Genomic DNA, 14045 nt, shown 5'->3' with positions numbered 1-14045 from the left:
TCCGGAGCTTCGCTGTGGCGGCACCGGGACTTCCGCCGGTACCTGACCGGCCAGGCCGCGAGCGTGGCCGGCAGCTCGATCACCCAGATGGCGCTGCCGGTGCTGGCGGTGCTCCACCTGGACGCCACGACCGCCCAGGTCGCGTGGCTGGCATTCCTCGGGCAGCTCCCGCCCGCGCTGCTCGCCCTGCACGCCGGCGCGCTCGCCGACCGGTGTGTTAACTGCACCAAGTCTCTGATCATGAAGCGAGATGATCTACGTCTTCGAGGAAGTGTGTCTTGCAAGATCTGCACCGCCAGCTAATCGAGGGCCAGGCCGATGTGCCCCGTGTCGGCTCGGTCGTCGAGCTGGAGTCGATACCGCGGTACGCCGTTCTCGGGCCTGACGGGACCCCGGTCGCTCCCGTCGTCCCGTACCTGCGGGGTCTGACCCTGGACGACAACCGGCCGCTGACCGTCAGGAGCTACGCGTACGACCTCCAGCGCTGGTTTCGGTTGCTGTGGTTCCTAGACGTCCCCTGGGACAGGGCAACCGAGGCGGAAGCCTCCGCGCTGGTGGGCTGGCTCCGGCTGGCTCCGAACCCCCAACGACGCCGGCGGAAGCCAGACGCCCCACGACCCGGCTCGGTGAATCCCCGCACCGGCAAGCCCTATCTCAAGGCGGGGTACGCGCCCTCAACGATCAACCACTGCCTGACCGTGATCTGCAGTTTCTACGCCTACCACCGGCACTACAACCGAGGTCCGCTGATCAACCCGGTGCCGGAGGCAGTCGCCCAGCGCCGAGCCCTCGCACACAGGGCTCCGGACGGCACGGTCCCGCAATTCCGGCGGGCCCGCTTGCGCCAGCGTGTTCGGCAGACCGACCCCCGGTCCATTCCCGACGCGATGTGGGACGAGCTCTTCGAGGCGATGACCTGCGACCGGGACCGGGCGGCCATCCTGCTCTACGTCTCCAGCGGCTCCCGGGCCGGCGAACTTCTCGGCGTCACCCCCGGTGACATCGACTGGGCCAAGCAGATGATCTACGTGGTGACCAAGGGCACCGACGATCGCGAGCCCGTTCCCGCGAGCCCTCAAGCCCTGACGATCCTGGCCGCCTACCTCGACACGATCGGGCTTCCGCCGGCTCACGAGCCGGTCCTGCGGACGATGCGGGGGCCGGACCGGCCGCTGACCTACTCGGCGATGCGGCGGGTCTTCCAGCGGGTGAACGAGAAGCTCGGCACGAACTGGACCCTGCACGACCTGCGGCACACCGCCGCAAACCGAATGGCGAACGACCCGAACCTCACCCTCGCCCAGGTCCGAGCGATCTTGCGACACACCGATCTTGCGACCACCGGCCGCTACCTCAATGCCCGAGTGGAGGATCTCTTCGACGCTCTGCAGGCCCACTACAGCCGCCCCCGGGTCCAGCGCACGTTCTCCCCTGGCTACGACGCCGAGGACATCAAGGCGGTGTTCGGTGGCTGATCACTCGACGGTCGAGGTCTCCACTGTCCGTAATCGGCGCCAGAACTACGCCGAGGCCCCGCGGGTCAAGGCACCGACGAGGTTCTCGAGGGCTTCGGTCAAAGCAGCGCCGGCACCCCGGCCGGAGAGGCCCCCGGCGCCGCTTGGGGACCTGTCGACGGTCGGCATCGCGGATTTGTGCGACCTGACCGGGATGGTCTGGCCGAAGGAGTCGAGGTCCGGGGCAGGGAAGCGCCGAGCGGCGATCCGCATTCTCTTCGGCCACTTGGCGACGCTGCCCGGGAACACCTGGCAAGAGCGATGGGAGGCGAGCGCTTTCAACGGCGAGAACGCCCTGTCGGTCAGAGTCCTGGGTCGCGAGGATGCACCCTGGGAGCGAAGCGACCTCCTCTCCGCGCTGAAGTTGGCGTTCGTGGCGAGGATCATCCAGCCCTCGCTGCCCGGGTTCCGGGCGAACAAGTTCAGTGACTACGCCGATCCGTTCCGGCAGGTCCAGAAGGACCCTCGCCTGGACGAGTTCTTCGCAGTAGTCGATGCTCAGCACCACCTGACCGCAGTGCACCGGCAGCGCGCGAAATTCGACCTGACCTGCGCTCTCACCACGCAGGGCATCGCCATGGAGCATCTGACTCCCTCGGCTCTGCTGCACTACTCGATCGAGAGCAAGCGCCTGGGGCTCACCCATGGAGCCAACGGGGACACGACTCGGTTCGCGGCCCTGGGCACCTGGGAGATCCTGCACAGGATGGGGCACTTTCCGCCTGAGACGAGCCCGACGCTGCGGGCCTTCACCTACGCCGGTCAGCGAAGCGTCGAGGAACTTGTCGACGCCTACGGCATCAAGAACGTCGAGATCCGGCAGCTCCTGATCGACTACCTGGCTCGCCGCCGAGCGGACACGGACTACGTCACCCTTCAGGCATTGGCCCGCCAGCTGGCCAGCCTGTTCTGGGCCGTCATCGAAGAGCTCAACCCCGATCAGCGCGACCTGAACCTCAGCCAGGAGCTCTATGACCAGTGGCGGGCTGAAATCCAGTACTGGCGGAGGGACGGCAAAACCGACCGCACCCGCCTCCGCAAGGACGCGGAATCCGTCCTGCTGGCCGTCCGCGGCCTCTACCTCGATCTCCACAGCTGGGCCATCGGTGAACCGGAACGGTGGGCCCAGTGGGTGACGCCCTGCCCGATTCTGCCCCGGGACGTGAAGGGCTTCGGCAAGCGGCGCCGTGAGGTCACCCGGCGGATGGCCGACCGCACCCGCGTTCGCCAGCCCCTTTTGCCGGTTCTCGTCCGGCACGTCGAGGAGCGCTACGAGCACCTGGCCGGCCTGTTGGAAGCTGCCCGGCCGATTCCACTGGGTGAACAGTTCGAGCACAAGGGCCGCCGCTACAGCCGCACCAACTCCCGCGAGGATCGCCGCCGGGCGAAGGTCTTGGCCGAGCCGGCCGTGAGGGTCACCGACCACGAGACCGGCGAGCTGATCCACGTGTCGATGGCCGAGGACTCCGCGTTCTGGGAGTGGGTCGCCGTTGAGATCCTGCGTCACAGCGGTATCCGCGTCGAGGAACTGGTTGAGCTCACCCACCTCAGCATTCGCCAATACGAGCGGCCCGGTGGTGAGGTCATCGCCCTCCTGGTCGTGGCCCCCTCGAAGACCGAGCGCGAGCGTGTTATCCCGATGTCCGCCGAGCTCTTCCACGCCGTCGCGCAGATCGTCCGCCGCCACACCCGCCGAGGCCACTCGATTCCCCTCTTGAGCCGCTACGACGGACACGAGAAGACCTGGTCAGAACCCATGCCGTTCCTCTTCCAACGGCAACTGGGAACCCGCCACGATGTCGTATCGCCGACAACAGTTCAGCTCATGATCCGCCGCAGCTGCGAAGAGATCGCCGAAACGAACCCCGCCTTCGCCGGCACCAAGTTCACACCGCACGACTTCCGCAGGCTCTTCGCCACCGACATCGTCAACGGCGGCCTGCCGATCCACATCGGCGCAGCCCTACTCGGACATCTGAATCTCCAGACCACTCAGGGCTACGTCGCGGTCTTCGCCGAGGACATCGTCAAGCACTACCAGGAGTTCCTCAACCACCGCCGAACCCTGCGTCCCGAGGACGAGTACGTCGACGTCAACCGCGAGGAGTGGGACGAGTTCGAAGAGCACTTCGACAAACGCAAGGTCGAACTCGGTAACTGCGCTCGCCCCTACGGATCCCCCTGCCAGCACGAGCACGCATGCATCCGATGCCCAATGCTGCAGGTCAACCCCAAGATGCTGCCGAGGCTGGCCGAGATCGAGGAGGACCTGGTCCTCCGCCGCAAGCGCGCACAGGAGGAACAATGGCTCGGCGAGATCGAAGGCATCGACATGACCTTGACCTTTGTCCGCACCAAGCAAGCCGATGCGGCTCGACTCGCACAACGGTCGACCGTCCCACTCGGCATCCCGACCGTCCGGCCCCAGTCAGGCTGACAACAAGGATCGACTCGCTTGACTTAGTGCAGAGAAGGTACTCCAAGCGCCGGCAGATGATCACCGGTGACCTGGTCAGCGCCGCGGTGCTCACCACGGTGCCGGTGGCGGCCGCGCTGGGCACGCTGACCCTGACGCAGCTCATGGTCGTCGCCGTGGTGCAGGGAGCGGCGAGCGTCCTGCACGACGCGGCGGCCATCAGCCTCCTGCCCAGCCTCGTCGACCGGTCCTTGATCCAGCGGAGCAACAGCCGCGTGGGGGCGCTGTTCGCGATCGCCGCGACCGCCGGAAGCCACCTCGGCGCCGCGCTGACCGCGCTACTCGGCCCTGCCCGGGCCCTGCTCGGCGACGTCGCCTCCTTCCTGGTCAGCGCCGGATGCACCGCCCGCATCCAGGCCCGAGAACCCGCCTCGCATCGCCCGGAGGCCCGCCGGCTGCGAGAGGAGATCGGCGAGGGCCTGCGGTACGTGCACGGCGATGAGCGGCTTGTGACCCTGACGCTGGTCAACGCCACGACCTCCTTCGGGCTCGGGCTGCTCAACACCCTGTGGGCCTTGCACCTCCTTGTTCCTGCTTAGCGACAGTGTTGCTTACTGGTTGATACCCCTCCTGACCTGCTCGTTTGTTTGTTGCACTCAGGCGGGTTGCATTGATACTCATCGGCCATGCACCAATCGACGTACTCATCGGCAGGCTGGGAGTCCTGGGGACTTGCGTTCAGGCCGGCGATCCCCGAGGGGATGCCGTTGCTGTTCGACGACGACCTTCTTTTCGAGGACAGCAACGGCGTCCGTCCCACCACCGTGATCAACTGCTGGGCCTGCGAGCTGCCAGCGATTGGATGCCCATCGCCGAATTCGTGGCCCTACTACGTGCGTACGGTGCGTGAGTGGTTGGAGTTCATATCCGGGCACGGAGTCGCTCTGTTCGACACGCGGCGTCGCCTGAAGGCGGCGTTGGGCGCGTACTCCGTCTATCGAGCCCAGGGCCCCGTCAAGCATCGCTTCGAGGCATCCACGTGGAACCAGAACATGGGGATTCTGGCGGGGTTCTACAAGTGGGCGAGGGATGAGGAGTACGCAGACTCCGAGCCGTTCACGTACCGGCAGGCGGTCTGGGCCTTCAAGGGGCAAGTCCGTCGCGGACGGGTCAACCAGTCACGGCGGCGCCAGGCCAAGCCTCATGTGACGATCAAGTATCTCGACGACGACTTCACGGACATGTTCCTGAAGGGGTTGGCGGGCCTGAGCCCCGACGGGGAGCGCGATCTGCGCTACCGAGGACGGGAGTTGGCCCGGAACTCGGCGGTCGGCCGAATGATCGTCTCCAGCGGGCTACGCAGCCAGGAGTACACGTACCTGCTGGTCTGCGAGGTGCCCCTGCTTCCCTCGCGACGGACTGCGGTGCCGATCTCTTTCCCGGTCCCGTCCGGGGTCACCAAGGGAAGCAAGTACCGCGAGTCGTGGATCGATTACGACTCGCTGGCTGAGTTGCACTCCTACATCGCTCTCGACCGGGCAACGGCGACATTCGGATCGACGTGGCGCCCGCCGGCCCGCTGGGGGGAGCCGCTGTTCGTGACGGCCGCCGACCAACGGGGAGGACGCGTCAACGGGGTCCGTGTGCAATGGAGTTCGCTCGGCCCTGACGAGCGACGGCGTCTGGTCGCCCCGGACGGCGGTTCGATGCTGCTGTCGGTGTGGGGCCAGGGACGCCCGTTCACCGGATGGTCCACGGTCTTCGCCAGAACCGCTGACCGCATCCGCGAGCGTTACGAGCCGCGCTTCCCGCACGTCAACCCGCACCGGCTACGTCATACCATGGCCATGGCGACCATGGCACGGCTGATGCGCGGCTGGTACGAGCAGGCTGCTCGACAGGTCCGCGACACCGACGACGATGCCGCCCTGGCGCACTACCTGCGGACCCAAGAGCCGCTGCTGATTCTGCGCGATCTGCTCGGACATACCAGTTCACTGACGACGGAAGCGTACCTCCACCGTCTGGACGTGCTCCGCCTGTTCACGTCCCTGTATCGGCGGGTCGGCAAGGAGTACGGGCTGCTGGACGAGGACGTCGAGCTGGAGCTCGAGACAGAGTTCGACGACGAACCGGCGGTGGTCTGATGCCGGCCACCGTCACCCTTGACCCGCTGGGTGTGCACTGCATCTTCAGCGACGGATCGGAGTACCGCCGTCCCCTGCGCGTGCGGCGGCCAGTAGAGCTCCCGGGGCTGGCACGCACTCTGCTGGAAGGCGCTACAGATCTTGTCCATCCGCACGGGCAGGTCGACAGTGCGGGAGGCTTCGACCTGTACCTCACGGCCGTCCGCGGCTTCACCGACTGGCTGGTCGAGTTCGGGTTCTCCGGCGGGGCATCCGACCTGACGCGCGCGCTCCTCGCCCGGTACTGGCGGCAAGGGGTGCGATCCTCCCAGGAGAGCGCGCTGCGGGCGATGTTGCGCTGCGCGGATGACCAGGATCCGATTCTGGCGCCGGATGTGCGCGCGTTCGTCGATGGCCGGCTGTTCAACACGGGCGAGCGGTACGGCTCGCACCAGCCGTACAGCGAGGCCGAATGGGCTCGGCTCATCCGTACCTGCCGGGACGAGGTCGATGGCGCCTTCCGCGCGTTCTGCGCGGCCCGTGATCACGCTTCGACAGCTGACGGCCCAGGGGCTTCGCTCCGTGAACGCACTGCCCATCACTGGCTGGTGCTTCACGACGGGCCCGACCCGCTCGTCAAAGAGATGTCAGAGGGCGGCTCGTTCCCCTTCCGGCATAGATACGGCGCCGGGCTTCGCGCGGTGCTGGATCCGCTGATCCCGACCCTGGATGTGATCATCGCCTATCAGCTGCTGTTCGGCGCCTACACCGGCATCGTGCCGGACGGGATCGCGGACCTGGGACTTACCGACATCGAGTGGGCGGGTGACGAGAAGATCCTCCTCAGCTACGTCAAGGGCCGCACGGCGGCGGAGAGCCTTGCTCTGTCTCGTCAGGCCACTCGCCTGCTGGAACAGTGGCTCGATCACTCTGCGGTGGCCCGCCGCTTCGCGCCCGAGGGGTTGCGCCCCGAGCTCTGGGTGCGTTTCACGCCGAGTGGCACATGGGCGGGAGAGCGATGGCTGGCCAAGCCGGCCACGCGCCTGTCCATATGCGCCTGGGTCGAGCGGCGCCAAGCCGTCGACGAGGACGGGCGCCCCACGCAGATGACTGGTGACGACGGTCTCCCCCTGGGCCTTCACCGGCACCGCATCCGCACGACCCACGACGCGCTGAAGGACCGGTCACACTGGCGCGGCAGCCGCCGGTCCACGCTGGATCCGAACCGGTCCCCCGGCGTCGAGGGGGACCACTACCTGACGAACACGACGCCGGCTCAGCGCGAGGCGGCGGAGGACATCATCGCCCAGGCGCAGGAGGACCTCGTTCGCCGGGCGCTGCCGCCCTTGGTGCTGGCCACCGCTGAAATGGCCGACCTGGTGGAGAACTATCCCGAGCACATGAAGCGGCTCGGCCTGGATGACAACGCCTTGGCGCAGCTGCTGTCCGGGGAACGCGACGTATTCACCGCGGCATGTGGAGATCAGCTGTCGGGGCTCCACGGGCCGAAGGGCAAGCCCTGTCCGGCACGCCCGTGGGTGTGCCTGCTGTGCCCGCTGGCCTTGTTCTCCCCTCGCCATCTGCCGAACCTGCTGCGGCTACGGGCGTTCTTCTCCCGCCAGTGGCAGCAGATGACCACCGCCGAGTTCATCCCCGTCTTCGGCCCGTACGCTCACCGTCTCGACGAGATCCTGACCCCCGACCGGTACTTCTCCGAGCACGCGCTACGGGCAGCCGCTGCCAAGGTCACCGACTCCGATGTCGAACTTCCCCTGCGACCTGAGGAGCACACCGTATGACCACCCTGCACGGGCCCACGGGCCTCGCGGCTGCCTTTTCGCCTTCCGTCTTTCGAGGTGAAGACGTGTGCGCTGCGGCCGGTCTGCCGGTCCACGGTGCGGGCCCGCACCCTCACTTCGACGACTCTATCTGGGACTTCACCGGTGTCATCGGGCTGCCGCGGTACCTGTCGCGGTACGCGCGGATCTTGTCCTTCACCGAGATCCTCAATCCCCAGTGGAGGGAACTGGCGAAGGAGTTCATCTTCGCCCGGCTCGCACCGGACCACCGCGCTGTGCGGGAACTTGCCCACGCCTACCGAACGCCCGTGCAGATACCCACAGTGCACGGGCGGCTGACCGTGCTGACCGGCTGGCTCAACTGGCTCACCGAACAGGGCGTGGACAATCTCGGGGAGGTAACCCAGCAGCACTGTGCTGCCTACCTGGAACTTCGCAAGAAGGTACGGGACAAGCACGGCGTCGTGATCCGCGACAGCAGCCCCGGCTACCGCATGGACGTCGTGGCGGTCATCCAGGAGCTCGGCTACTACAAGGAATTGTTCTCAGCCGACGGCTACGTGTCGGGCTTCCGTCCGTGGGGGCGACGCACGGCGTACTCCGTCGCCGGGATGGTCCGTCGGACGGGCAACACGACACCGCCGCTGAGCAACGACGTCTTCCAACCGCTCGCCGCAGCGGCCCTGTACGTAGTGGAAGTGCTGGCACCGCACGTCACGGAGCTGCAGCAACAGTTGCAGGAGATGGTGTCGAACCGGCCGGGCCGCAACAACCGGGAGCGTCCGGACTGGAGGGTCGAGGTCGCGCAGGCCATCGACCGCCACATACAGGAAGCTGATCCGTTCGATGTCGCCCTCGATCACGTCGTAGCCGAGCGGCTGGCGGACGGCTGGGATCAGGACGATCCGCTGCTACAGGTGAACCTGATCTCCCTCGCCCACGAGACTGGACGGCACGCCTTCCACTACACGTGGCTGCCCACCCTGCGCGGCCACCTGGAAAAGGCCGTCAGGGAAGTCGGCCTGTCCAAACGCTGGGGCCGGACAGCCGCCCTGGTCGAACGCGCGGACGGACGGGGCAGTGTCCCCTGGACCCTGCCGATGAACACCACCGAGGCCCGACTGCAGCTCTCCCGGGCCCGCACAGCCTGCCTCATCGCGCTCGCCGCACTGACCGGAATGCGGAAGAGCGAACTGGCTGAGCTGACCCACGACTGCCGCCTGCCTCCCGAACAGCTCGGCGAGGGCCGCGTCCGCTACCGCCTGAAGGGCAAGATCATCAAGGGCCGGAAGCTGGGTGGTGAACACGATCAGTGGGTGACCATCAAGCAGGCGTACGACACCGCCGACGTAGCCGCCTCGCTCGCTGACCCGGTGAAGAACGACGGTCACCTGTTCAAGTCGCTCTCCTTCGTCACCCCGTACGAATGGTTCCTGACCTGGGTCAATGGCCCAGAGGGCCGTCGCCTTGGGCTGGCGCCGATCCCCGAGGTGCCGGTCAGTCTGCGGATGCTACGGAGAACCCTCGCGGTGGAAATGGCGCACCGGCCCGGTGGTTTGCTGGCCGCCAAGATCCATCTCAAGCACATTTCCGTGGTCACCACGGAGGGCTATGCGGACCGCCCTGGTGGGGCCCAGTCCGTGCTGATGGCCGAGTTCGGCCAAGAGGAGCGGGAGCACAAGATGCGCGTCGCCCTCGACGCTTTCCACGACTACCAGAACGGTATCCGCCCTGCGGGGCCTGGCGCCAGCGACCTCTTGGACTTCTTCGCGTTCGTCGACGAACAGCTGGATTCCTCCGGGGCGCCGAACATCAAGCGCAGCGACCAGGAGGTGACGAACCTGCTCGCCAAGCGGGCCAAGGCCCTGCACCTGGGGCCGGCGAACTACTGCTGGTTCCTCGATCCGTCCAAGGCGCTGTGCCTCAAGCTCGCAGGGGCTCAGGCCCGCGGGGCGACGGAGCCCTTGATCGGCATGTGCGATTCGGCGCGGTGCCCGCAGGCCACCCACCATGCCGGGCACCGCCCGGTGTGGGCGGCCAGCGCCGAGAGCAAGAAGGTGTTCATCGCCACCATCGGGCGCGCGCAGCGGACGGAGCAGGCCCGGCTGGGTACGGAACTCGCCCGCGATGAACGGGTGCTGGCCGAGATTGACGCCCTCTGCGGAACGGGGGCATGACGTGGCCCGTATCAGCGACGAGACCCGGCGGGACAATGAGGCGGCCATTCGGCACGTCATGGAACGGCTCCTTGCCGGTGACGTTCCCCCGGGCGGCAAGTGCGACATCAAGACCCTCGCGACCCAAGCCGGGGTCGCCCGCACCGGCTTCTATCCCAAGAAGAACCGCGACGGCTCGCCGCGGCCAGGCCCCTACCAACACCTGGCGGAGGAGTTCGAGCGCCGGTTGGCCGAGCTTCGGGAAACGGGCGTGATTCCCGACCCGCGGGCCGCACAGATCGAGCGGCTCAAAGGTCAGGTCTCCGGGCTGAAGGAGCGCCTCGCCGCGCGTGACGCGCAAATCGATGGACTCACTGACTTCAGGGAGCGGGCTCTGTCGCAGATCGCCGCCCAGAGGCTGGAGATCGAGCGGCTTCGCGACGCCTTGGCCGCGCCGTCGAATATCCGCGCTCTGCCGAACAGTTCAAGAGCGAGTGCGCCGTACGGATCGTGTAGCTGACTGCCCAGCCTGGGCTGCATGGGGCGGGGCGCGCGGCAAAGACTGCCGGGCACTCCGCCCTTGCGTTGCCATGGTGATCTACTCGCCACGAGATCGCACAGCTACGCGGACAGATCACAGCCCTCGACAACGCCTGCCTCCCGCCCGCGGTGGTACGGCGCCGTACGGGTCTTGCAGCTGACAACGCTGCGGGCGGTCTTTTGCCACCACCGTGCCCGGAGGGTCAGGTGCCGATCTCCCGGTGGACGCCGCCGGCTGCGGTGTTGACGCCTTCGGCGAGGGTGGGGTGGATGTGGATCGCTTGGGCGATGTCGGTGTAGGTGGCGCCGCAGGTCATGGCGATGACGGCCTCGTGGACGAGGTTGCCGCCGTCGGGGCCTGCGATGTGGCAGCCCAGGATGCGGTCGGTGTCGGCGTCGACGACGAATTTGATCAGGCCGCGGGTGTTGCCGATGGCGCGGGCCTTGACGACACCGGTGAAGTCCTGGCGGCCGATGAGGACTTGGTGTCCGGCCGCGCGGGCGGCTGGCTCGGTCAGCCCGACGGAACCGACCTCGGGATCGGTGAACACCGCGTGCGGCACGACGCGGCCCGTGGTGGAGCGGTCCTGGCCACGGTAGGTGGTGCGGTAGGCGATGTCGGCGTCGTCGCGGGCGGTGTGGGTGAACATCGGCCCGCCGCGGATGTCGCCGAGCGCCCAGACGTCTTCGGCCTGGGTGCGCAGCAGGTCGTCGACGGGCAGGAAGCCGTGCTCGTCGGGGGTCACGCCGAGGTGTTCCAGGCCCAGGTTGTCGGTGTTGGGAGTGCGGCCGGCGGCGATGAGCAGGTGGCTGCCGGTGACCTCGCCGGTCTCGCCACCCCGGCAGCCGGCCCGGACGTGGCCGGGGCGGCCGTCGACGGCGGTGCAGGTGGTTCCGGTGAGGACGGTGATGCCGTCGGTGGTGAAGCCGTCGGTGACGGCGGCGGAGATGTCGGGGTCCTCGGCGGGCAGCAGCCGCTCGGCGCGCTGGATGAGCGTCACTTGGGAGCCGAAGCGGGCGAACATCTGGGCGAACTCGCAGCCGATGTAGCCGCCGCCCACGACGATCAGGTGCTCGGGCAGCTCGGTGAGATCCAGCAGGGTGCGCGAGGTGTAGTACGGCGTGGAGTCGAGGCCGTCGATGGGCGGGCGGCTCGTGCGCAGGCCGGTGACCAGGAAGATCTTGTCGGCCTCGATCTCGGTGTGGTCCACGCGCAGCCGCCGCGGGGCCACGAAGCGTCCCTCGGCGGGGTAGAGGTCGAGCTGGTCGGCCTTGCCGACCGTCTTGTAGGAGCCGGAGCGGATCCGGTCGACGATCGCGTCCTTGCGCGCGACCACCGCGGCCAGGTCCACGCTGGGGGCGGTGGTGGTCACGCCGAACTCGGCGGCGCGGCGTACCTGGTGGGCCACCGCTGCGGAGGCGATCATCGTCTTGGTGGGGATGCAGCCCCGGTTGAGGCAGGTGCCGCCGAGTTTCTCCTTCTCGACGAAGGCGACCCGGCCGTGCCGGGCGGCGCGCAGGGCCAGGGGCAGTCCGGCCATGCCGCCGCCGATCACCAGGGTGTCGTACCGCTCGACCATGGATGGGCTCCTTGTCTGTCTCTGTCTGTCCGAATCGATACGTACGGGGGTCTGTGAGGCATCCTCAGCCGTGCCGGCCGGTGGGGCCGGAGGGGCGGGGCCGTTCGGAGGATGCGGACGGCTGGTGGCGGATGCGGCAGGTGGTGGTGCGGTGGCGTCGGTGCCACAGTGCGGCGGCGGTGAGCAGGACGGCTCCGGCGGTCCACAGCGGCCAGGTCGCCGGTCCGGTGGTGGCGGTCCCGGTGGTGGCGCCGCCTGCGGCTGCGGCGGTCAGGGCGGGGGCCCCGCAGCACAGGCCGATCGCGGACAGCGCGGCGCCAAGGGCAGTGGTGAGGGCGCCGAGCGCGGCGAGCGTGGCCGTCAGCAGGTGACCGAGCACCCGGCGCGGCCGGGCGAGGGCGCGGTGGGATGCCGTGCGCATCAAGGACCTTCCCTGGGGCCGGGCGGACAGGGGTGAGGGCGCGGCCGGCTGCCGTTCGGGGGGATGCGGCAGCCGGCCACCCTCCCGGCACCCGCGGGGGGGCGGGGGTCCGGGGCTTGGAGAGGGGTCAGGCCCACAGGGCGCTGCCCCACTTGGTCAGGATCAGCAGCGCGATGGTGCCGATCCACAGGACGGGCACGGCCCAGTGGAACTCCGTCACGGTTTGGCGCAGCCGGTCGGGGGCGGGGATGAGCCCGTGCTGGATGTTGTGCACGGTGGTGTACCAGAAGAGGAGGATCGTCACGGCCCAGACGAGGGTGCACCACAGGCACAGCGCGCCGATGGCATACAGCGAGGAGTACTGCAGCCAGGTCACGAAGCCGATGCCGAAGACGGTGCCGGCCTGCAGGCCCAGCCAGTGCCAGCGCCGGTAGCGGGCGCCGGCCAGCAGTCCAGCGCCGATGGCGATGACGGCGGGGAAGGCGACCCAGCCGATGAAGGGGTTGGGGAAGCCGAAGGTGCTGGCCTGCCAGCTCTTCATGATGTTGTTGCAGGACAGCACCGGGTTGATGCTGCACGCCGAGACGTAGTTCGGGTTGGCGAGCAGTTTCATCTTGTCGTGGGTGAGCACGGCCGAGGCGAGCAGGCCGAGGGAGCCGCCCACCATCAGCAGGAGGGCGAATGCGCGGTCGGCGCCGAACGCCGCGTGCGGGCTGCTTCGCACGGTCGGGGAGGCCGCCTGGTGGGCTGCTGACGTGGTCATGGCGCCGTTCTGTTCTCGGAGTTGGCTGCGGCCGGGGCGTTGTCCGTTGCCCGGCCGAGGGGGTGGGGCGTGGGCGGGGGTCAGCAGCAGTGGTCGCCGTTGTCGCGGTCGGGGGCGGCCGGGGTGGGGGCCGGCTGGGGCGGGCAGCAGTCCGCCTCGGCCGAGGGGGCTGTACTGGTGGGCGTGGCGTGGCGGGCGGGCCGCCTGCGGTGGCGCAGTGCGGCGGCGGTGACCGCGAGGACGACCGCGAGGGCGGTGACGGCGATCGTGGTGGTGTGGCCCTGGATCCAGGCGGTCGCGGTGGCGGAGAAGGTGGCGAGGCCGCCGCCGGGGGCGGTGGTGGCGGGGCCGCCGGTGGCGGCGGGGTACCAGTACCAGGCCAGGTAGGCGCCGGTGAGGACGAGGACGGCGGCGGTGATGCGGGTGCCGTGCCGGGCCAGGGCGGTGATCTTGCGGGTGAGGGCGGCGCCCGCGGCGGCGGTGGTGACCGCCACCAGCAGCAGGACGGCGGCCGATCCGGCGGCGTAGGCGGCGAAGACCGCGAGGAGACCGGCGTAGCTGGCGGTGGCCTGGGCCTGGGCGATGACGGCCAGTAGCACGCCGAAGGTGCAGGACAGGGACGCGGCGGCGTAGCCGACGCCGAACACGACCATGCGCCGGGCGGGGGGGGGGGGGGGCCCCCCCCACGGGACGGGGGGGAGGGTGAGACGCAGGCCGCGCGAGGGAGAGG

Annotated in this window: 12 protein-coding genes; 8 read left to right on the top strand and 4 right to left on the bottom strand. The window is 68.6% G+C overall.

All coding sequences use genetic code 11. The features are described 5' to 3' along the window. Window positions 1-63 precede the first annotated feature (63 nt). From ABZ078_RS39980 to ABZ078_RS39945, 8 genes are all read left to right on the top strand, one after another. The gene (locus tag ABZ078_RS39980) at window positions 64-303 is read left to right on the top strand and encodes a hypothetical protein (RefSeq protein WP_356583446.1); all 240 of its coding nucleotides are present in this window, start codon (window positions 64-66) and stop codon (window positions 301-303) included. Next, window positions 279-1475: a site-specific integrase gene (locus ABZ078_RS39975; RefSeq protein WP_189905216.1), complete on the top strand. Its 1197-nt coding sequence runs from the start codon at window positions 279-281 to the stop codon at window positions 1473-1475. The genes ABZ078_RS39980 and ABZ078_RS39975 overlap by 25 nt, the downstream gene beginning before the upstream one ends. Next, window positions 1468-3951, top strand: coding sequence for a site-specific integrase (locus ABZ078_RS39970; protein WP_356502160.1), 2484 nt, complete (start codon window positions 1468-1470; stop codon window positions 3949-3951). Before ABZ078_RS39975 ends, ABZ078_RS39970 begins: the two co-directional genes overlap by 8 nt. A gap of 26 nt (window positions 3952-3977) precedes the next feature. Further along, window positions 3978-4529, top strand: a complete 552-nt coding sequence (locus ABZ078_RS39965; RefSeq protein WP_356583445.1) for an MFS transporter — start codon at window positions 3978-3980, stop codon at window positions 4527-4529. 162 nt (window positions 4530-4691) lie between these two features. Then, window positions 4692-6077, top strand: a complete 1386-nt coding sequence (locus ABZ078_RS39960; protein ID WP_189905244.1) for a site-specific integrase — start codon at window positions 4692-4694, stop codon at window positions 6075-6077. Beyond that, on the top strand, window positions 6077-7855 hold the full coding sequence (locus ABZ078_RS39955; RefSeq protein WP_345640625.1) for a hypothetical protein: 1779 nt from the start codon (window positions 6077-6079) through the stop codon (window positions 7853-7855). The genes ABZ078_RS39960 and ABZ078_RS39955 overlap by 1 nt, the downstream gene beginning before the upstream one ends. Next, the gene (locus tag ABZ078_RS39950; protein ID WP_345640623.1) at window positions 7852-10032 is read left to right on the top strand and encodes a site-specific integrase; all 2181 of its coding nucleotides are present in this window, start codon (window positions 7852-7854) and stop codon (window positions 10030-10032) included. Before ABZ078_RS39955 ends, ABZ078_RS39950 begins: the two co-directional genes overlap by 4 nt. Before the next feature lies 1 nt (window position 10033). After that, entirely contained in the window at window positions 10034-10531 is a 498-nt protein-coding gene (locus ABZ078_RS39945; protein ID WP_345640622.1) for a hypothetical protein, read from the top strand. A 223-nt stretch (window positions 10532-10754) separates the two neighbouring features. Here ABZ078_RS39945 and lpdA read toward each other — a convergent pair whose 3' ends face one another. From lpdA to ABZ078_RS39925, 4 genes are all read right to left on the bottom strand, one after another. Beyond that, window positions 10755-12131, bottom strand: a complete 1377-nt coding sequence (gene lpdA, locus ABZ078_RS39940; RefSeq protein ID WP_189898443.1) for a dihydrolipoyl dehydrogenase — start codon at window positions 12129-12131, stop codon at window positions 10755-10757. Window positions 12132-12195: 64 nt separating this feature from the next. After that, entirely contained in the window at window positions 12196-12552 is a 357-nt protein-coding gene (locus ABZ078_RS39935; RefSeq protein ID WP_267300053.1) for a hypothetical protein, read from the bottom strand. A gap of 127 nt (window positions 12553-12679) precedes the next feature. Next, the gene (locus ABZ078_RS39930; protein WP_189898442.1) at window positions 12680-13315 is read right to left on the bottom strand and encodes a vitamin K epoxide reductase family protein; all 636 of its coding nucleotides are present in this window, start codon (window positions 13313-13315) and stop codon (window positions 12680-12682) included. An 80-nt stretch (window positions 13316-13395) separates the two neighbouring features. Beyond that, window positions 13396-13968: a hypothetical protein gene (locus tag ABZ078_RS39925; protein ID WP_356502918.1), complete on the bottom strand. Its 573-nt coding sequence runs from the start codon at window positions 13966-13968 to the stop codon at window positions 13396-13398. Window positions 13969-14045 lie beyond the last annotated feature (77 nt).

The organism is Streptomyces sp. NPDC006385 (assembly GCF_040612485.1).
GTDB lineage: Bacteria > Actinomycetota > Actinomycetes > Streptomycetales > Streptomycetaceae > Streptomyces.
This window is presented reverse-complemented; position numbering and strand designations above follow the sequence as displayed.

Coding starts and splice junctions, on each gene's coding strand:
- ABZ078_RS39960 (WP_189905244.1), top strand. CDS start 4,692: ATGCCGTTGCTGTTCGACGACGACCTTCTTTTCGAGGACAGCAACGGC.
- ABZ078_RS39935 (WP_267300053.1), bottom strand. CDS start 12,552: ATGCGCACGGCATCCCACCGCGCCCTCGCCCGGCCGCGCCGGGTGCTC.
- ABZ078_RS39925 (WP_356502918.1), bottom strand. CDS start 13,968: ATGGTCGTGTTCGGCGTCGGCTACGCCGCCGCGTCCCTGTCCTGCACC.
- ABZ078_RS39955 (WP_345640625.1), top strand. CDS start 6,077: ATGCCGGCCACCGTCACCCTTGACCCGCTGGGTGTGCACTGCATCTTC.
- lpdA (WP_189898443.1), bottom strand. CDS start 12,131: ATGGTCGAGCGGTACGACACCCTGGTGATCGGCGGCGGCATGGCCGGA.
- ABZ078_RS39950 (WP_345640623.1), top strand. CDS start 7,852: ATGACCACCCTGCACGGGCCCACGGGCCTCGCGGCTGCCTTTTCGCCT.
- ABZ078_RS39930 (WP_189898442.1), bottom strand. CDS start 13,315: ATGACCACGTCAGCAGCCCACCAGGCGGCCTCCCCGACCGTGCGAAGC.